The sequence below is a fragment of the Streptomyces acidiscabies genome, from assembly GCF_020010905.1.
GTDB classification, from domain to species: Bacteria; Actinomycetota; Actinomycetes; order Streptomycetales; family Streptomycetaceae; genus Streptomyces; species Streptomyces acidiscabies.
The window spans coordinates 2,481,411-2,498,431 of record NZ_JAGJBY010000001.1 but is presented as its reverse complement, the minus strand read 5'-3'; the positions used below and the strand labels follow the sequence as shown (position 1 = coordinate 2,498,431).

At 72.2% G+C, this 17,021-nt stretch carries 16 protein-coding genes; 6 read left to right on the top strand and 10 right to left on the bottom strand.

The features are described 5' to 3' along the window. Positions 1–30 precede the first annotated feature (30 nt). Positions 31–459, top strand: coding sequence for an ATP-binding protein (locus tag J8M50_RS11685; protein WP_010351945.1), 429 nt, complete (start codon positions 31–33; stop codon positions 457–459). A 58-nt stretch (positions 460–517) separates the two neighbouring features. Here the strand turns inward: J8M50_RS11685 and J8M50_RS11680 are convergent, their stop codons facing one another. After that, the gene (locus J8M50_RS11680; RefSeq protein ID WP_010351946.1) at positions 518–2,581 is read right to left on the bottom strand and encodes a bifunctional glycosyltransferase 87/phosphatase PAP2 family protein; all 2,064 of its coding nucleotides are present in this window, start codon (positions 2,579–2,581) and stop codon (positions 518–520) included. A gap of 338 nt (positions 2,582–2,919) precedes the next feature. Between J8M50_RS11680 and J8M50_RS11675 the strand changes: the two genes are divergently transcribed. Beyond that, a complete protein-coding gene (locus tag J8M50_RS11675) occupies positions 2,920–5,160 on the top strand; it encodes a DUF2330 domain-containing protein (RefSeq protein ID WP_010351947.1) in 2,241 nt (746 codons plus the stop codon). A gap of 138 nt (positions 5,161–5,298) precedes the next feature. Then, positions 5,299–5,970 (top strand): O-methyltransferase, encoded by a 672-nt coding sequence (locus tag J8M50_RS11670; protein ID WP_010351948.1) that lies wholly within the window; start codon positions 5,299–5,301, stop codon positions 5,968–5,970. Between the two features lie 1,133 nt (positions 5,971–7,103). Here J8M50_RS11670 and J8M50_RS11665 read toward each other — a convergent pair. The 5 genes from J8M50_RS11665 to lxmK all read right to left on the bottom strand — a co-directional run bounded on the left by J8M50_RS11665 (position 7,104) and on the right by lxmK (position 11,020). Beyond that, positions 7,104–7,838 (bottom strand): glucose 1-dehydrogenase, encoded by a 735-nt coding sequence (locus tag J8M50_RS11665; protein WP_223786298.1) that lies wholly within the window; start codon positions 7,836–7,838, stop codon positions 7,104–7,106. A 42-nt stretch (positions 7,839–7,880) separates the two neighbouring features. Further along, on the bottom strand, positions 7,881–8,777 hold the full coding sequence (locus tag J8M50_RS11660; protein ID WP_010351950.1) for a hypothetical protein: 897 nt from the start codon (positions 8,775–8,777) through the stop codon (positions 7,881–7,883). 72 nt (positions 8,778–8,849) lie between these two features. After that, the gene (locus J8M50_RS11655; RefSeq protein ID WP_158002777.1) at positions 8,850–9,011 is read right to left on the bottom strand and encodes a hypothetical protein; all 162 of its coding nucleotides are present in this window, start codon (positions 9,009–9,011) and stop codon (positions 8,850–8,852) included. Positions 9,012–9,071: 60 nt separating this feature from the next. Then, a complete protein-coding gene (locus J8M50_RS49675; RefSeq protein WP_010351951.1) occupies positions 9,072–9,995 on the bottom strand; it encodes a T3SS effector HopA1 family protein in 924 nt (307 codons plus the stop codon). Then, on the bottom strand, positions 9,992–11,020 hold the full coding sequence (lxmK, locus tag J8M50_RS11645; RefSeq protein WP_050987160.1) for a class V lanthionine synthetase subunit LxmK: 1,029 nt from the start codon (positions 11,018–11,020) through the stop codon (positions 9,992–9,994). The genes J8M50_RS49675 and lxmK overlap by 4 nt, the downstream gene beginning before the upstream one ends. 126 nt (positions 11,021–11,146) lie before the next feature. Between lxmK and J8M50_RS11640 the strand changes: the two genes are divergently transcribed. Further along, the gene (locus J8M50_RS11640) at positions 11,147–12,142 is read left to right on the top strand and encodes an ArsR/SmtB family transcription factor (protein ID WP_010351953.1); all 996 of its coding nucleotides are present in this window, start codon (positions 11,147–11,149) and stop codon (positions 12,140–12,142) included. 6 nt (positions 12,143–12,148) lie between these two features. On the opposite strand, the gene J8M50_RS11635 is transcribed toward J8M50_RS11640, so the two are convergent. After that, positions 12,149–12,541: a hypothetical protein gene (locus tag J8M50_RS11635; protein ID WP_010351954.1), complete on the bottom strand. Its 393-nt coding sequence runs from the start codon at positions 12,539–12,541 to the stop codon at positions 12,149–12,151. 138 nt (positions 12,542–12,679) lie between these two features. Between J8M50_RS11635 and J8M50_RS11630 the strand changes: the two genes are divergently transcribed. Next, complete coding sequence (locus J8M50_RS11630) at positions 12,680–13,114, top strand: DnaJ family domain-containing protein (RefSeq protein WP_029183611.1); 435 nt, start codon at positions 12,680–12,682, stop codon at positions 13,112–13,114. A gap of 74 nt (positions 13,115–13,188) precedes the next feature. Here the strand turns inward: J8M50_RS11630 and J8M50_RS11625 are convergent, their stop codons facing one another. Next, positions 13,189–13,506 carry a hypothetical protein gene (locus J8M50_RS11625; RefSeq protein ID WP_010351956.1) on the bottom strand — a complete coding sequence of 106 codons (318 nt, stop codon included), beginning with the start codon at positions 13,504–13,506 and terminating at the stop codon, positions 13,189–13,191. Positions 13,507–13,625: 119 nt separating this feature from the next. Beyond that, positions 13,626–14,246 carry a hypothetical protein gene (locus tag J8M50_RS11620; protein ID WP_010351957.1) on the bottom strand — a complete coding sequence of 207 codons (621 nt, stop codon included), beginning with the start codon at positions 14,244–14,246 and terminating at the stop codon, positions 13,626–13,628. A gap of 125 nt (positions 14,247–14,371) precedes the next feature. Between J8M50_RS11620 and J8M50_RS11615 the strand changes: the two genes are divergently transcribed. Continuing rightward, the gene (locus J8M50_RS11615) at positions 14,372–14,875 is read left to right on the top strand and encodes a GNAT family N-acetyltransferase (protein ID WP_010351958.1); all 504 of its coding nucleotides are present in this window, start codon (positions 14,372–14,374) and stop codon (positions 14,873–14,875) included. Here the strand turns inward: J8M50_RS11615 and J8M50_RS11610 are convergent. Continuing rightward, positions 14,863–16,884 carry an MDR family MFS transporter gene (locus tag J8M50_RS11610; protein WP_050987161.1) on the bottom strand — a complete coding sequence of 674 codons (2,022 nt, stop codon included), beginning with the start codon at positions 16,882–16,884 and terminating at the stop codon, positions 14,863–14,865. The two genes, J8M50_RS11615 and J8M50_RS11610, sit on opposite strands and share 13 nt — an antisense overlap. Positions 16,885–17,021 lie beyond the last annotated feature (137 nt).

Here is a 17,021-nt window from a genome sequence, read left to right as displayed (position 1 = left end):
AGAGTAGGTAAGAGGGTCCACGCTCGTACCGTGAACGAACACTTTCCCCCCTTCCTGGTGGGTCCTCTCTTCCCCACGTACTGCCTGATCCTCAAGGTCGGCGACCACTCGCCGCGCCACATCCGCCGCATCACGCGCACCCTGTTGAAGGAGTGGCGGACGGAAGAGGTAGCGGACGCGGTGGAGTTGGCCCTCACGGAACTGGTCACGAACGTCCACCGCCACGTCCCGGACGGCCGCTGCCAGATCCTGATCCTCCGTCAACCGAACGCGGTCCGCGTGGAGGTGACCGACCCCAGCCCGAAACTCCCCACCCCCACCCCCGACTTGCCCCTGGACGCCGAGTCGGGCCGGGGCCTGATCCTGGTGAACGCCCTCACGGACAAGTGGGGAGTCGACCCGGTCGGCGCGCTCGGCAAGACGGTGTGGTTCGAGTGCGCGACGCCGATGGACCTGTGAACCGAGCCTCACGACGGGAGCCGGGCTCGACACCTACGAGATGAGCCCGGTACACCCGTCAGCTGGGAGAAGGTGCAGCAACCGTTTTCTCGGGTTTTCTGTCCTGCTCCTCCGCCGCAGCCTTCGCCACCGTCCGAGCCCGCGGCCCCATGAACACGTACGACAACCCGAACCCGCCGAGGACGACGGCCGCTCCGCCGACCGCGTCCAGGACCCAGTGGTTGCCCGTTGCGACGATCGCCGAGACCGTGAAGAAGGGGTGCAGCAGGCCCAGTGCCTTCATCCACCACTTCGGCGCGACGAGGGCGATGACGAGGCCGCACCACAGGGACCAGCCGAAGTGGAGGGACGGCATCGCGGCGTACTGGTTCGTGAGGGCCGTCAGCGTGCCGTAGTCCGGTTTCGAGAAGTCCTGGACGCCGTGGACGGTGTCGATGACGCCGAGGGCCGGCATCAGGCGCGGGGGCGCCAGCGGGTAGAGCCAGAAGCCGACCAGGGCCAGGAGCGTGGCGAAGCCGAGGGACGCGCGCGCCCAGCGGTAGTCGACCGGGCGACGCCAGTAGAGGACCGCCAGCAGCGTCAGCGGGACGACGAAGTGGAACGACTCGTAATAGAAGTCGAAGAAGTTCCGCAGCCAGGAGACGCCGACGACCCAGTGGTTGACGGCGTGCTCGATGTCGATGTGCAGGAAGCGCTCGATGTCGAGGATCTGCTGCCCGTGCTCCTCCGCGCGCACGCGCCCGCCGGAGTTCGTCCCGCCGGTCGCCGCGAGGCGGACCTTCTGGTACGCCGCGTACGTGACGCGGATGAGCAGCAGCTCCAGCAGGAGGTTCGGCCGGGACAGCACGCGGCGCAGGAACGGCAGCAGCGGCACCCAGGAGAAGCGCGCGGGCACGGGCGCGGCGTACTCCGTGGGCGTCGGCGCGGCGTACAGCGGGTCCTTGCGGGACAGGAACGGCAGGAACGTCGCGGCGGCGATCGCGGCGAACAGCACGATGTTGTCGCGGACGGGGTACAGCGCGGCCATGTTCGGCAGCATCATCTTCGCGGGCAACGTCATCACCAGGACGACGGCGACGGGCCACACGTACCGGTCGGAGGCCCGCTTCCCGACCCGCCCGACGACGGCGAGCAGCACCCACAGCAGCTGGTGCTGCCACGTGGTGGGCGATACGGCGATGGCGGCGCACCCGGTGATCGCGACGGCGAGCAGCAACTGGCCGTCCCGCGCGTAGCGCACGGCACGGCGCACGCCGAGGACGGCGACGACCGCGCCGAGCGCAAGGAACAAGCCGATTTCGAGTGGCCCGTTCACCCCGAGGCGCAGGAGCGCGCCGTGCAGGGACTGGTTCGCGAGGTCGTCGGCCTTGCCGCCGAGACCGGTGCCGGCGATGTGGTGGACCCAGTACGTGTACGAGTCGTGCGGCATCGCGGCCCAGGCGAGCAGCGTGGCCGCGCCGAACGTCCCTACGGCCGTCGCGGCGGCCCGGCGTCTGCGCGTGAACCACAGCAGCGCGGCGAAGAGCAGGACGGTCGGCTGGAGGGCCGCGGCGACGCCGATCAGCGCGCCACCGGCGTACCGCCCGCGTACGACGAAGCAGCCGAGGAGGACGAGCAGGACCGGGATGATGCTGGTCTGGCCGAGCCACAGGGTGTTGCGGACGGGCAGGGAGAGCATCAGGAGGCTGATGGCGACGGGGGCCGCGAGGAGGGCCGTACGGCGGCTCACGGGCTGCGGGAGGGCGCGCGCGGCGACGACGCCGAGGGCGGCGACCAGGAGCAGCGTGCCGAACGTCCAGCCCCAGCCGAGGGCCTGTTCGGCGGCCTTCGTGAGGGGCTTGAGGACGAGGCCGCCGAAGGGCGTGCCGGTGAACTGCGTCGAGTCGTACAGCGAGCCGTTGACGTGCAGCACGCCGTTCTGGCCGACCCACGTCTCCAGGTCGGTCAGGCGCTCCCCGCGCGGGGTCGACAGGACGGACGCGACCTGCCGTACCGCGAGGACCGCCGCAAGCAGCCACAGGCCGATGCGGGCCGCGCGCAGACGCGCCTGTCGTGCGTCCGCAGGGTCGGCGGTCGCCCCGAAGGGTTCCCCCGGTCGCCCGCTGTGCTCCGCATTCGCCACGGCTGGTAGGCCTCCCGCCCCGTTCGTTCGATCCCGCTTGTCTGGTGGTTCTCCCGGAGGCCCACCAGGGGTTTCCTCCGGACGAACCCTACGGGCACGCCTCTCCCCCTGACAGAGACGCAGGTCACCCCTGCTTCACCTGGCAGCCCATCTCCTTTTGTCCGGAAGACGATAGTGCGTGTCCGGGCAGGTCGTGTCCTCGGGGGCTGTTTTCGCCCGTCTCATGGGCGGGATTTGGAACGGCGCCGAACGGAACCCCTGCTCCGCCCGTACCGTCGTAGACCCGCGCGGGTCACAGCACTACAAGTAGTGACGGATGACTACGGAGGGCTTCGAGCATGGTGGTCGGTTTTCCGTGGAGACGACAAGAAGCGGCGAAAGGTTCATTCACCTCCTTACGCGCGCGTGCGCTGACCGTTCTCCTGCTGCCGGCCGTCCTCCTGCCGGTTGCCCCCGCGTACGCGGGCGGGGCGCTGATCGCCGGGGACGACCGGCGCGCTGCGGTCACGCGGGAGGTTTCCGTCGTCCGGTGGGACGGTGCGCGGGAGCAGATCGTGACCCGGCTGACCGTCGCGGGCGACGCGCCGGACGCGGGGTGGCTGTTACCGGTGCCCGCGAGGGCCTCGGTGGAGCTGGGTGATCCCGCTCTGTTCGATCAGCTGGCGGCGGTCACGGTGCCCTCGTACCGCACCCGGCAGCACTTCTGGCCGCAGGACGGCGACTGGCCGCTCACGTCCGGTGCCGACCGGGGGCCTCTCCCGCCGGGTCCGCGCCCCGGTGTCGGTGTCGTCGCCGACCAGCGGCTCGGTCCGTTCACCGTGACGCATCTCTCCGCCACCGACCCCGCCGCGCTCTCCGCGTGGCTGCGCGCGGGCGGCTTCGACCTCCCCGCGGGCCTCCAGGACGCCCTGAGGCCGTACGTGGCGCTGCGCTGGCAGTACGTCGCGATCAAGCTCGCCCCGGCCGCGTACGGCGCCCTCAGGGGCGCCCTTGACCCGCTCCACGTCACGTTCGCCGCGCAGGCGCCGGTGTACCCGATGCGGCTGGCCTCTACGCCGGTGGCCCTGTCGCTGTACGTCCTCGCTGCGCATCGCGTGGAGCCGGTCTCCGCGATCGGCGGCTCGCGCCCGCGCGTGACGTACGCGGGGCGGGTACCGACGGTTTCCGGCTCTCTGTCGGCGTTCTCCCGCGAAACCCCCTACCTGACGGCGATCGCCGTCAATCTCCCCACGCTCGTCACCACCGACCCCGTACTCCGCCGCGCCGCCTCCGACACGCCTGTCCGGCAAGTCGTCTACGCCGACCGGCTCCGCACGCTCGCCGGCATCCCTGCGTGGCTTCTCACGGTGGCCGCCGTGATCCTCGCGCTGGCCGGGACCGCGATCCATCTCGCGGTGCGGGGCAACCGCGCGCGTACGGGGCGCCGTCGGCGCGGGTTTCTGACCACCTCACTTGAAGGGAGCACGCCAGCAATGACCGGCACGACGGAGGAGACACCGCTGAGCGGCATCACTGCGCGGGTGGCTGAGGCGTTGGCGGTGCTTCGCGCGCGGGTGGGGGGTGGCGGGGGTGGGGTTCCGCCTATGCCTAAGGGGGCGCCGGTGGTGGGGGGTTCGGTGGGGGCGGAGCCGGGGACAGGTGCAGGTGCGGCGGGACCGGGGGCGGGTGCGGGTTCGACGGAGCCAGGGGTGGGCGGGATTCCGCCGATGCCGGGGACGGCGCCTACAGGCTTCGCGCCGGAGGGGGCGTCGCCGGTCGAGGGGCCTCGGTGGTCGGGGGCGGCGTCCGCGCGCGAGGGGGCCCCGTCGATGTGGTCGCGGGGAGGGGAGGTGGGGGTGGCGGCTCCCGCGCGCGAGGGGGCCTCTGCCGGATCAGCTCCGAAGACGCCGGTGCAGAGTGCGGCGCCCGCGCGCGGGGGTGCCTCGATACCGGTCGATGGGGTTCCTCCTCTGCCGGGAGTGGCGCCGATCGGCGGGTTCTCGTCGGCCCCCGAGGCAATGCCGTCGGGGGACGGGATTCCGTCGATGCCGAGTACTGCGCCGACTGTGGGTGCCGACTTTGCCGTGGGAGGGGTAGCGGCGGCCGGGAGTCCTTGGTGGTCGGAGCCGGTGCCCGGGCGTGGGGGTACCTCGGCGTCGTACGGCGACGGGGTGTCTGTCCTCCCGGAAGAGGTTCCGGCGACCGTGATTCCGCCCAGGCCGAGGACGGCACCGGACGGGGTGTCATGGGGTGACGTGACGGAGCGGACGTCCGGTGCTGGGGTTCCGCCGGTGCCGGACGCTGCTCCGACGGTAGGTGTTCCGCCGTTCCCGGAGATGCCGCCGGCAAGTGAGAGCCACGGCGTGTACGAGGCGCCGCCGATCCCCCGGTCCGCGCCACGTGTGCCGCCGATGCCGAGTGTTCCGCCGTACGCCCCTCCTATGCCGACGACGGACGGCGGTACGGCGCACCTCTTCACGTCCCCCGGGGCGGCAGGGCTTCACAAGTACCCCTTCTGTGCGCCGCCGTTGAACCAGAACACGTTCGGTACGCGCCACAAGCACCGCCGTGTGCAGCAGGTGCCGAGGCAGAGCAGATGAACTCGGCGGACGGGCAGGGAAGTTCGGGGGCCGCGTACGCCGAACGGGTGAAACCGGGTGCTCGGGAATGAGCGGCGGGAACTCCGGCGAGCGTGGTACCCGTTGGTCGGGTCAGACAGCGTGGAGAGGCAGGGGACTATGAGCGACGAGCAGCTCTGGGCATCGGTGGACGGGTACTTCGAGGAGGAACTGGGGCTGAGGGACGAGGTATTGACGGCCGCGCTGCGGGAGAGCGAGGCGGCGGGGCTGCCGCCGATCAGTGTGTCGGCCGGTCAGGGGAAGCTGCTTCAGCTCCTCGCCGAGATCCAGGGAGCCCGGCGGATCCTGGAGATCGGGACGCTGGGGGGTTACAGCACGATCTGCCTGGCGCGGGCGCTCCCGGAGGACGGCCGCCTCGTCACGCTGGAGTACAGCCGCAAGCACGCGGACGTCGCCGAGCGGAACATCGCGCGAGCCGGCCTCGACAAGATCGTGGAGGTCCGCGTGGGCGAGGCCCTGACGTCCCTACCCCTGCTGGCCGACGAGAACCCGCCGCCCTTCGACCTCGTCTTCATCGACGCGGACAAGGCGAACAACCCGCACTACGTCGAGTGGGCCCTGAAGCTCACCAGCGCGGGCGCCCTGATCATCGTCGACAACGTGGTGAGGGGCGGCCGAGTGATCGACGCGGACACCCCGGCCGGCGACATCCAGGGCACCCGAGCGGCCCTCCACCTCATCGCCACCCACCCCCGCCTGACCGGCACAGCAATCCAAACGGTGGGCACAAAGGGCTACGACGGCTTCGCCCTGGCAAGGGTCCTACCCTGAGGAACCACCCCGGATCGCGTGGCGAGGCACCCGAACCACCCGCCACGCGGACCCCCACCAACCCCCTGACCACCCGCACGCCCTGGCGAAACCCCCGCCGGACGCCCCTGGGCACGGCGCTCTGGCGGAACCCCCACCGGGCAGGACTCAGCGCACCACCCTGGCGGAACCCCATCTGGGCGGTCCTCAGCGCACCACCCTCGCGGAACACCTGGCGGACGACCCTCAGCTCGTCACCCTGGCAAAACCCCCGGCGGACGGTCCTCGACGCGGCGCCCTGGCGAAGCCTCGGACAAACGGACCTCGGCACAGCGCCCCGGCGGAACTCCATCCGGACCACCCTCAGCCCGGCACCCTGGCGGAACCCCAGGCGGACGGCCCTCGACGCGGTCCCTTGGCGGAACCCCATCCAGGCGGTCCTCAGCACGGCACCCTGGCAAAGCCTCCGACGCGCAGCCCTCGGCCCGGCACCCCGGCGAAACCCCCGCCGAGCGGGACTCAGCGCACCACCCTGGCAACGCCTCCGGCACGCAACCCTCAACCCGGCACCCTGGCGGAACCCCAGGCGGACAGCCCTCAGCCCGGCACCCCGGCGGAACCCCGGTCGGACGCCCCTCGGCCCGGCACCCCGGCGAAACCCCCGCCGAGCGGGACTCAGCGCACCACCCTGGCGGAACCCCATCCGGGCGGTCCTCAGCACACCACCCTGGCAACGCCTCCGGCACGCAGCCCTCAGCCCGGCGCCTTGGCGGAACCCCGGGCGGACAGCCCTCGGCCTGGCACCCTGGCGAAGCCTCGGGCAAGCGGACCTCGGCGCAGCGCGAAACCCCCGCCGAGCGGGACTCGGCACACCACCCTGGCGGAACCCCATCCTGGCGGCCCTCGGCCCGGCACCCTCGCGGAACCCCGGCCGGACAGCCCTCAACCCAGCCCCCTCGCGGAACCCCGGGCGGACAGCCCTCAACCCGGCACCCTGGCGAAACCCCCGGCGGACGGCCCCCGGCACGGCACCTTGGCGGAGCCTCCGGCTCGCAGTCCTCGGCACGGCAAAGGCCTTCGGTGCGGCGAAGGCCCCCGCTGCCGCGGAAACCCTCATCCCCTCCGAGGCCCCCGCCGCCGCGAAAACCCTCGCCTCAGCGGAACCCCCCGTTCACCGCAATCGTCTGCCCCGTGACGAACGCCGCATCACCCCCGGCGAGAAAAGCCACCACCCCCGCGATGTCATCCCCCCGCCCCAGCCGCCGCAGAGGCGTCACCGCGGCGAGTGCCTCCCGTGCCCGCTCCCCGTGCAGCTCGCGCAGCATGTCCGTGTCGACCGTGCCCGGCGCGATCGCGTTGACGGTGATTCCCCGGGGTCCGAGCTCGTGCGCGGCGGTGGTCGTGAAGCGTTCGAGCGCGGCCTTGCTCCCGGCGTACACGGCGGCCCCGGGCGCCGACAGCGACGTGGCGATGCTGGAGATGTTGATGATGCGCCCGCCCTCGCCGAGCACCGCCTGGGCGCACTGCATGATGAAGAAGGGCGCCCGCGCGTTGACGGCCATGACGCGCTCGTAGTGCGTGTCGTCGGCGTCGGCGATGGCGACCTGCTCGGACTCGGCGGCGTTGTTGACGACGATGTCCAGCCCGCCCAGCAGCTCCCCCGCGCGGGTCATGAAGGCGCGGACCTGCTCCAGGTCGGCGAGGTCGGCGCCGACGGTGTGCGCCGTCCCCCCGGCCGCCCGGATCTCCTCGGCGCAGGACTTCGCGGCGGACTCGCCCTGGTGGTAGCCGACCACGACGGCCGCCCCGTCGGCGGCGAGCCGCAGCGCGATCGCCCTGCCGACGCCCCGGGAGGCCCCGGTGACGACGGCCTTCCGGCCGTTCAACACACCCGTTCCGTTCAACGCACCCGTTCCCTTCAACGCACTCATTCAGTTCCTCCGGTCGAGCGGGACGACGGTGTCGCCGTCCACCAGGTCGGGCAGAGCGGCGAGTTGTTCGTCGAAGACGGCGTTGTCCCCGAGGTGGCCGCTGATGCTGCGCAGCCGATGCACGCGCCTGAGGACGGCGGCGCGCTCCACGTCGGCGCGCGGAGAACCGCCCCCGTACCCGGCGGTGAACGCGTCCCACAGGACGCCGTAGTCGAGGTTGCCCGGCGCCCGGTGCGCACCCCGGGAGGCGACCGCGACGGACGTGGACAGGGCCTCGGCGAGCGTGCCGAGGTCGAGCGCGGGAGCGCCGTACCCGGCCTCGGCGCTGACGAGGACGTGCGCGGCCCGGTCGCGCCGGTCGACGACGATCACCCCGGGCGACAGCGTGCCGAGCAGCACCCCGCCCGGCACGGCCGCAAGAGCCGCCCACTGCGCGAGCCGCGTGAAGCGCTCCTCGCCGATCCGCCGCAGCACGCGCGCCGCCACCGGGTCGGGCCGCTCGGCGAGCCAACGGGCCAGCCCGTCGAGCCAGGGCACGGTCCCGCAGGCCCCCTCGGCGCCCGCGTGCAGGCCGCGCACCGCACCGCCCACGCGCCGGACGACGTCCGCGTACTCCCTGGGCAGAGCGCTCCCCGCGAGCAGGTGCCAGCCGATGCTGACGGCGTCGGGCAGGACCTGGACAGACCCACCCTCGGGTACGAGCTCGGGCACGGCGAACCGGACACTTCCGGTGCCCGCCCGCGCGAAGACGCCCCGCAGCCCGTCCGGCACCGCACCAGCCGCCTTGATCGCGCTCTCCCCGGGCACCCGGTGCCAGCGGAAGCTGTGCGGGCCCTGCCACAGGACGTGTGTGGTCGACGCGGGGGTGCCGTACGAGACGACGACCTCTCCGGACATGCCGGTGCCTTTCGTCGGGTGGAGCTCCGGGGCCCGGCGCGGACCGGGCCCCGGAGCGGATGCCGGCTCCGACTAGCAGTCGAAGATCAGCGTGGTGGTGATGACGGGCGTCGCGGTGGTGATGGACGCCGTCGTCTCCGGGCCTTCGACGCCCGCGACCTGGGCGACCTGGTCGCCGTCGGTGTAGGTGCGGTAGCCGCGGACCAGGTTCTCGGCCGGGTTCTCGATCTTCATGGTGTTCTCCTCCGTTGGTTTTCCGGTTCTCCCTCCCGCCGGGGTCCGGCGGGAGGGAAGTCACAGGGCGGGGCAGGGGCTGTCGAGGTTGCGGTGGGGCAGTGCCGGGTCCGCGCCGGCGGCCCGCAGCGCCCGCGCGACGGCTTCGGCGACAGGGATGCCGTACCGCGCGTGGTCGACGAGCCCGTCGGCGCAGGCGCGCGCCCGGTGCTGGCCGAAGCTCGGCCGGCGGGCCGCGCCCGCGCGCGGGGCGGGGTCCCAGGCGAGGGAGAGGCCCGGCGCGAGGGCCCGCGTGAACGGCGAGACCGGTTCGGCCAGGTCGAGCGGGGCGCGGGCGACGGTGTCGACGGCGCGCTCCACCTCGTCGGTGACGTAGACGACCATGGCGTCCCTGCGGGGGTACCGGTCCGGGTGGGAGAGGATCTTCGCCCGGTACGGCAGCCCCGCGTCCTCCAGCCCGCGCAGCACCGCACCCCACACCGCCGGGGCGGCCCCCGCGTCCGGCACGTGCAGGTAGATCCGCAGGACGGGACCGCCCTTCGCGTGGGGCAGCCGCGACCCCACCACGGACAGGAAGCCGGGGGACAACGAGGGCCGGTACGGCGGCAGTTCGACGGTGACACCGCCCTCCACGGCGGCACCGTCCTCCGTACGCACCCGCGCACGCGGGACCCGCACCCGCACTCCGGCCAGGACGACGGTCGCCTCCTCGCCGTCCTCGGACAGCAGGCGGGTGGGGACGCGGACGGCCGGGTGCGGGACGGCGGCCTTCAGCTCCGCCTCCAGCGCCGGGTCCACGAGGTCGCGGGGGTGCACGGCGGCCGGGCGCGCGCCCTGGTGGAACGTCCGGTACAGCTCGTCGGCGAGCCGGGCGCGCAGTTCGTTCAGGGTGCGCGCGCCGATCTCGGTACCGGCGACGCGCGCGGTGAGGTTCGGTACGTCGACGTCGGTCACGCCGGTGACGGTGACGAGGGGGCCGGTCACAGCGCCTCCAGGCCCAGGACGCCGACGTACACGGCGGGGCGCGCCAGCGCCGTACGGCCCACGCCGACCGCCGCGCGGTGCACGGGCGTGAGTTCGGCGCCGTACGCCGCCGCGGCCATCACCCGGTCGAGGAGGTGCCAGCCGGCGAAGGCGACCGCGCGGCGGGCCAGGTCGCGGTCGCGGCCGGGGCGCACCGCGCGGTAGCCGCGGGTGAACGCCTCCAGCGTGGGGAGCGCCTCCTGGAGGTTGCGGACGCCCCTCGCGACGATCTCGTCGTCCGCGCCGGCCGTGTCGATCTCCTCGGCGGCGATGCCGACGACACTGCGGTGCAGGAACTCGCCCACGGTGGTGCCGAGGTCGCGCGCGGCGTCGCCGTACCGGAATTCCTCCCAGTCCGTGACGAGCAGTTCCCCGTCGGCGACGAGTATCTGGTCCAGGCGGAGATCGGCGTGGATGGGAACCTGGGGCGCCGCTTTCTCGTCTTTCCTGAGATTCGCGACCGCTTCTTTCAGGTGGTCGTCGCCCTGGAGAATGCGCCAGAGTTCGATGAGGCCGCCGCTGCTTTCCAGGTACTGGGCCGCCGACAGGGCGGAGAAGACGCGGACCGAGGGCATCGGGAGCGGGCGGCGGTCGAGGTGGTCCGGGGTGAAACGGGCCGCGTGGAGTTCGCCGAGCGCGGCGCCCAGGGCGTGGGCGAGGGCGTCCGGGAATTCCCCGGCGGTCACCGCGTCGGCCGCCGTGCGGGCGTCGCCGACCCAGCGGGTCAGGTGGATACGGCGGTCCGGGTCGGCCGCCAGGACGGCAGGCCAGCGCAGATGGTGCCAGGTCAGGGCCGGTCCGAGGTCCTCCAGGCGGGCGCCGTGCCCGGTGTGCGGGCCGGCGGTGCGCTTGGCGAACACGTCGGTCCCGCTGGTCGTGCGTCCCGCCATGTTCGGATTGCGGCCTGGATAGGTCACCACGGTGTCCGAGACGAATTCCCCGTACCCCCGCTGTCTCACGAATTCTGCTATCTCCGCGTCGGGCATGCCTCGACTCTCGCAAATGCCTTTCGGTGCGGACAAGCATTTCGAAGATCTTCAAAAAGTCTTGCGGACGCAACCGGCGGAGTTCGTTTCGCGTCTGATCACGTGCAAACGAAACGGGGGAGTTCGATGACCACGTATTCCCAGCTCTGCCTCGGTGACGTGTCCGAGATCCGGATGCAATTCGTGCCGCATCCGGGGGCGAGCCTGCTTTCCCTGACGGCGGACCTGTACGGCGACCGCCGCCACGCCGTGCCGCCGGCGGCGCGCGACGCCGTACGGCGCGAGGTGCCCGCGCACGTGCGCGAGACGCTGCGTCCGCTGTTCGCGCCCGGGCATCCGGCGATCCCCGACTGTCTGACGCCGACCGCGTCCATGTCGCGCGACGGCGCCGAGCACCATCTGGAACAGCTCCTGGACCTGCCCGCCGACCGTCTTCTCGCGGCCCTGGAGGAGGAGTTCGCGGGGGCGCCGCCCGAGCAGTGGCGGCCGGTCGTCGACCGGCCCGGGCGGTGGCTGGAGCGGTACGGGGCGGTGATGCGGGCGCTGTGGGAGGCGGTACGGCCGGTGTGGCGGGCGGCGCAGGAGGGGTTGCGGCGGGAGGCCGAGCGGGTGGGCGGGGCGATGGTCCTGGGGCGCCCGGACACGGTGCTGGCCACGCTCAGCCCCCGCTACCGGTACACCGACTCCGTCCTCCACCTGCCCGACGGCCACCCCGAACGCTTCGCGCTGGACGGCCGCCGCATCATCCTCGTCCCCGTCGTCTCGGGCGGCTCGGCGTCCCTGTTCGCCTTCGACCACCCGGACTTCGCCTGGGTCGGCTACCCGCTGCCCGGCCTGCGCTCCCTGTGGTCCCCCACGGCCTCACCCGCGCCCTCCCCCTCGCCCACCGACCCCGCCCGCCTCCTCCTCGGCGACGCCCGCTCCGCCATCCTCCGCGCGACCACCCGCCCCACCGCCATGGGCGACCTGGCGACCGCCCTGCGCTACGCCCCGGCAACCCTGTCCCACCACTGCGCCCGCCTGGAGAACGCGGGCCTCCTCCAGCGCCGCCGCGAGGGCCAGTACGTCGTGGTCCACCGCTCGACGCTGGGGAGCGAACTGCTTGACCTGCTGAGCGCCTAGCCGCTCTCAACCCTCGTGGTAGAAGCCCACGTTCACGCTGCGCGGGCTCGTGCGGTCCGTGATGATGATTTCTCCGGAGCCGCCTCGGGGGAGGGTGACGGTGCTGCCGTAGGGGATCGGCTGGGCGTACTGGCCCGATACCAGGCGGACTTCGGAGGAGGGGTCGTCCTGGGAGCCGCGGAGCCAGGTGACTTGCCAGGTGGATTCGGGGCCGCAGAGGAATTCGAGGTGGATGCGGGAGACGAAGAGCCAGTCCTGGGGGGTCGCGAGGCGGCAGACGGTGGTGTCGCGGCCCACCCGCAGCACCGCCCCCGGCTCGCTGTCCGCGTCGGCCATGAGCATCCCTGCCGTGGCCCCCTCCTCCACCGCGGAGACGGAGGCCATGGTGAGTTCGAGCACGTGCGTTCCCCTTGTGTCCGCCGGACGTCCGCCCGGCATGTCCCAGACCCCCCGGACGGTCACAGCGTCCGAAACGGCATTGCACAGCGGCGGAAATGATAAATCGCCCGGCGACACCGCGTCCGGCACAATGGACGCATGACCGAGCGAAAGCCACCAGGGGTGCCGTTCGAATCCTGGGTGGACAAGCAGATCCAGGACGCGCAGGCGCGCGGGGAGTTCGACGGGCTGACGGGCGCGGGCAAGCCGCTCCCCGCCGGGGTGGACTCCTCGTACGACGAACTCTGGTGGATCAAGCGGAAGATGGCCCGCGAGGGCTGGTCCGTGCTCCCGCCCGCGCTCGCCCTGCGCAAGGAGGCGGAGGACGCGCTCGCGGCGGCGCTGGAGGCGCCCTCGGAGTACGCGGCCCGCAAGATCCTCACCGAAGTCAACGCGAAGATCCGGGACATGATGTTCCGTCCGCCGCCGGGACCACCGCTCGGCAAGAAGCCGTACGACGTGGAGGCGGTCGTCGAGGAGTGGCGCGCGCGGCGGAACACGCCCCCGGCGGACGGCGAACGCCCCGCGCCCTGAGGGGACTTGAGACGGGCGCCGGGCCCGCGCACGACAGTCGGCTTGTGTACGACGGCCCCGGCGCCCAACTCCCTTCACACGTGCAGCAACCGCTCGCACAACTCCCGGTAGTCCCGCAGCGCCAGCCGCAGTTGCTCGGTGTCGCCGCCCTCCCCCGTCTGCCAGGCCCCGCGTACGGTCCGGCGCCTGCGCGTGATCGCCTCGGTGACCCGCGCCGTCAGCTCCTCCAGCACCTGATCCGCCTCGACGACGGCTTCCTTCGGCTCGTCGACGAACCCGGCGAGCGCGTGCCGCATCCGCAGCTCCAGCTTGTCGCTCTCATCGCGGGGGATCAGCGGTGAGCCATGCCGGTAACCGCTCTCACCGGTTTTCACCGGCGGCGCCGCAGGCATGCCCGTGGGTGTCTTCGCAGGTACGGCTGTGGCCGCCGGAGGGTCTCCGGCACCTGTACGTCCTTGAGGCGCCCCTTTCCGAGGCGTCCCCATCTCCTCAGTCATCCCTCAACCCCTCCTCACTTGGCCTGAATCCGCTGGAGCACCGCCGGTACGCGACGGGCCCTCGCCTTCTCGGTGTCGCGCGACGCGGTGCGCGCCAGTGCCTTCGGCTCGCCGACCAACTCCCGGAACAGCGCCCGGGCTTCGAGTACGGCCTTGCGCGCGTCCTCCGTGTCCTCACCGCCCTCGCCGACCACGTGCCGCACATGCCGGTACCCGTCGACGTGCCCGGCATGGTGCACGGCCAGCGCCGCGACCTGCTCGTCGAAGTCCTCGGCCCGCGGATACCCCCGCGTCCCCGCCAACTCCCCGAGCAACTGGTCCACTTCGGCGGCGGCCTCCCGGGGCGACTCCACGAACCGCTCCTGCGCGGCCCGCCACCGCTCCTGGAACTTCTCCTGCTCCCCGGCTTCGAGGGGACGCTCCTGCAAGCCCCCGTGACGTTCGAGGAGAGCCGTCAACTCCCGTTCGGCGGCCCGGACATCCCCGTCGTGCCGGGCCACGGCCCGCCCGTACTCGGGACCGAACCGCCGCTTCAAGGACCCCCCGCCCTGGGTGCGGCGCACTCCGAGGAAACCCGCCGCTGCGACGACGAGCACGCCGACGACGATCAGAACGACGATCACGCCTGTGGACATGGCTGCCTTCCGGTGTCTCGGCCCAACGGGCCGGTTCTCCTTCCGAGTTGCCCGGAAAGCGGCACACAAACAGCCGCTCCGTATATCGCTTGCGCCACCGCCCGGCCACGCCCGGAGAATGTCCCATGCCCTGGACGATCACCCCGGAACTCCCCGACTCCCCCGCCGCGCTAGCGCTGTGGCGCGCGTACTACACGGAGGTGAGCGACCGCTGGTACCTCCTCCACGAGAACCGCACCACCGACCCGGCCGAGCTGGAGCGCGAGATCCACGCCCGCGCCGGCGCCGAACTCGCCTCGCCACAGGGGGTGTTGCTGGTGGGCCGGTACGACGGTGAGGCGGCCGGTACGGCGGGGGTGCGCTTCCGGGCGCCGGACACGGCCGAGTTGACCCGCGTCTTCGTGCTGCCGGAGCTGCGGGGCAAGGGCGGGGCGGCGCTCCTGGTGGGCGCGGCGGAGGACGCCGCACGGGAGGCGGGGGCCGCGCGCATGATCCTGGACACGCGGAGCGACCTGGTGGAGGCGAGGGCGTTGTACGCGCGCCTGGGGTACACGGAGACCGAGCGGTACAACGACGACCAGTACGCGGAGCACTGGTTCACGAAGTCCCTCCGGATTCAGGCTCGTTGAGGCTGCTCCTGCACCGACCCGCACAGCTCCCCGTTCAACTCCCGGACCAGCCGCACCAGATCGGTCGGCCGGTCAGGGCCCCACCAGTCCCCCAGCATCTCCGCGAGCGACTCCTCCCGCGCCTCGGCGAGCCGCTCGGCGACCTCGCGTCCCCGGGCGGTGAGCCGCAGTTCCATCCCTTCCCGGCGGGCCAGTCCGTTCTCCTCGACCTGCCGGGCCCCCTCGATGATCACGGCGAGCGGGACGGGGCTCTGGTCCGCGAGCCTCCCCGGCTCGACGCTGCCGTACTTCCGGATCCGCAGCAGGATCCAACTCGCCGCCGGCAGCAGGTCGTAGCCCGCGCGGGCGGTGATCGTCCGGTACACCTCCCGGCGTCCCTCGCGCGTGCCGAGGACGGACAGCGCCCGGCACACCTCGTCGTACGAGGAGCGCTCGACGGGGTTGCTGGCGAGGGTCTGGGTGACGTCCGGCGCGGTCACCGAGGAGCGCAGCTTGTCCTCCTTGAGGAACCAGGCGAGCACGAAGCCGAGGAGGGCGACGGGCGCGGCGTACAGGAACACGTCGGTGATGGAGGAGGCGTAGGCGTGCAGGGCGGGCGGCCGTAGCGCGGGCGGGAGTTGGGTGATGCCGCGCGGGTCGGACTTCAGGGTGTCGGCGTCGAACCCTGCCGGGAGACCCTCAACTCCCCTGAAGGCGGAGGCGAGTTTGTCGGAGAGGCGGCTCGCGAAGACCGTGCCGAAGACGGCGACGCCGAAGGACGCGCCGATCGAGCGGAAGAAGGTCGCGCCGGACGTGGCGACGCCCAAGTCCTCGTAGGACACGGAGTTTTGGACGATCAGGACAAGTACCTGCATGACCAGGCCGAGTCCGAGGCCGAAGACGAAGAAGTACGCGCTCATCTCGCCGGTCGGGCTGTCCTCGTCGAGGCGGTGCAGGAGCAGCAGGCCGAGGGTGGTGACGGCGGTCCCGGCGACGGGGAACACCTTCCAGCGGCCGGTGCGGCTGACGATCTGGCCGGAGAGGGTCGAGGAGATCAGCAGCCCGGCGACCATCGGCAGCATGTGGACGCCGGACATGGTCGGCGAGACGCCCTGCACGACCTGGAGGAACGTCGGCAGGTAGGTCATCGCGCCGAACATCGCGAACCCGACGATGAAGCTGATGACGGCGGAGAGGGTGAAGGTGCGGATGCCGAACAGCTTCAGCGGCAACACCGGCTCGGCGGCCCGGCGTTCGACCACGACGAAGGCGGCGGCGAGCACAACTCCCAGCACCAGCAGGCCGATCACCTGGAACGAGCCCCACGCCCACGTCGTACCGCCGAGGGAGGCGACCAGGACGAGGCAGGTGGCGACGGAGGCGATCAGGAGGGTGCCGAGGTAGTCGATGACGTGCCGGGTGGTGCGGCGCGGGATGTGCAGGACGGCCGCGATGACGGCGAGCGCGACGGCACCGACGGGGAGGTTGACGTAGAACACCCAGCGCCAGCTGAGGTGTTCGGTGAAGACGCCGCCGAGCAGCGGGCCCAGGACGCTCGTCGCGCCGAAGACCGCGCCGAACAGGCCCTGGTAGCGCCCGCGTTCACGGGGCGGGACGAGGTCGCCGACGATCGCCATCGACAGGACCATCAACCCGCCGCCGCCCAGGCCCTGGAGCGCCCGGAAAGCGATCAACTGCGGCATGTTCTGGGCCGTTCCGCAGAGAGCGGAACCGATCAGGAAGAGCACGATCGCCGTCTGGAACAGTCGTTTTCGGCCGTACTGGTCACCGAGCTTTCCCCACAAGGGGGTTGCCGCGGTGGAGGCGAGGAGGTAGGCGGTCACCACCCACGAGAGGTGTTCCAGGCCGCCGAGGTCGCTGACGATCGTGGGAAGCGCCGTGGAGACGATCGTCTGGTCGAGGGCCGCGAGCAACATGCCCAGCAGCAGGGCTCCGATCGACACCATGACGTTTCCGCCAACATGCTCGCGGTGCGGATCTTTCGCGGCCGTCCCTGCGTCCAAGGCCATGGAGACCTCCTTCGGCTCTCGTGTCCCTCCCATGGTGGTCGGTGTCGCCCGGAACGGCCTGTCGAGGTGTGCGGGAGATTGTTTCCGGCCATCTCGCGGCCTGTGACGTGTGGTGCGATGGGGGCGTGCCATGAGTG

Bases quoted from the DNA above. Each gene is read 5' to 3' on its own strand.
- J8M50_RS11655 (WP_158002777.1), bottom strand. From the start codon at position 9,011: ATGAAGATCGAGAACCCGGCCGAGAACCTGGTCCGCGGCTACCGCACC.
- J8M50_RS11630 (WP_029183611.1), top strand. From the start codon at position 12,680: ATGACCGAGCGAAAGCCACCAGGGGTGCCGTTCGAATCCTGGGTGGAC.
- J8M50_RS11615 (WP_010351958.1), top strand. From the start codon at position 14,372: ATGCCCTGGACGATCACCCCGGAACTCCCCGACTCCCCCGCCGCGCTA.
- J8M50_RS11625 (WP_010351956.1), bottom strand. From the start codon at position 13,506: ATGCCTGCGGCGCCGCCGGTGAAAACCGGTGAGAGCGGTTACCGGCAT.
- J8M50_RS11640 (WP_010351953.1), top strand. From the start codon at position 11,147: ATGACCACGTATTCCCAGCTCTGCCTCGGTGACGTGTCCGAGATCCGG.
- J8M50_RS11620 (WP_010351957.1), bottom strand. From the start codon at position 14,246: ATGTCCACAGGCGTGATCGTCGTTCTGATCGTCGTCGGCGTGCTCGTC.
- J8M50_RS11660 (WP_010351950.1), bottom strand. From the start codon at position 8,777: ATGTCCGGAGAGGTCGTCGTCTCGTACGGCACCCCCGCGTCGACCACA.
- J8M50_RS11675 (WP_010351947.1), top strand. From the start codon at position 2,920: ATGGTGGTCGGTTTTCCGTGGAGACGACAAGAAGCGGCGAAAGGTTCA.
- lxmK (WP_050987160.1), bottom strand. From the start codon at position 11,020: ATGCCCGACGCGGAGATAGCAGAATTCGTGAGACAGCGGGGGTACGGG.
- J8M50_RS11610 (WP_050987161.1), bottom strand. From the start codon at position 16,884: ATGGCCTTGGACGCAGGGACGGCCGCGAAAGATCCGCACCGCGAGCAT.
- J8M50_RS11670 (WP_010351948.1), top strand. From the start codon at position 5,299: ATGAGCGACGAGCAGCTCTGGGCATCGGTGGACGGGTACTTCGAGGAG.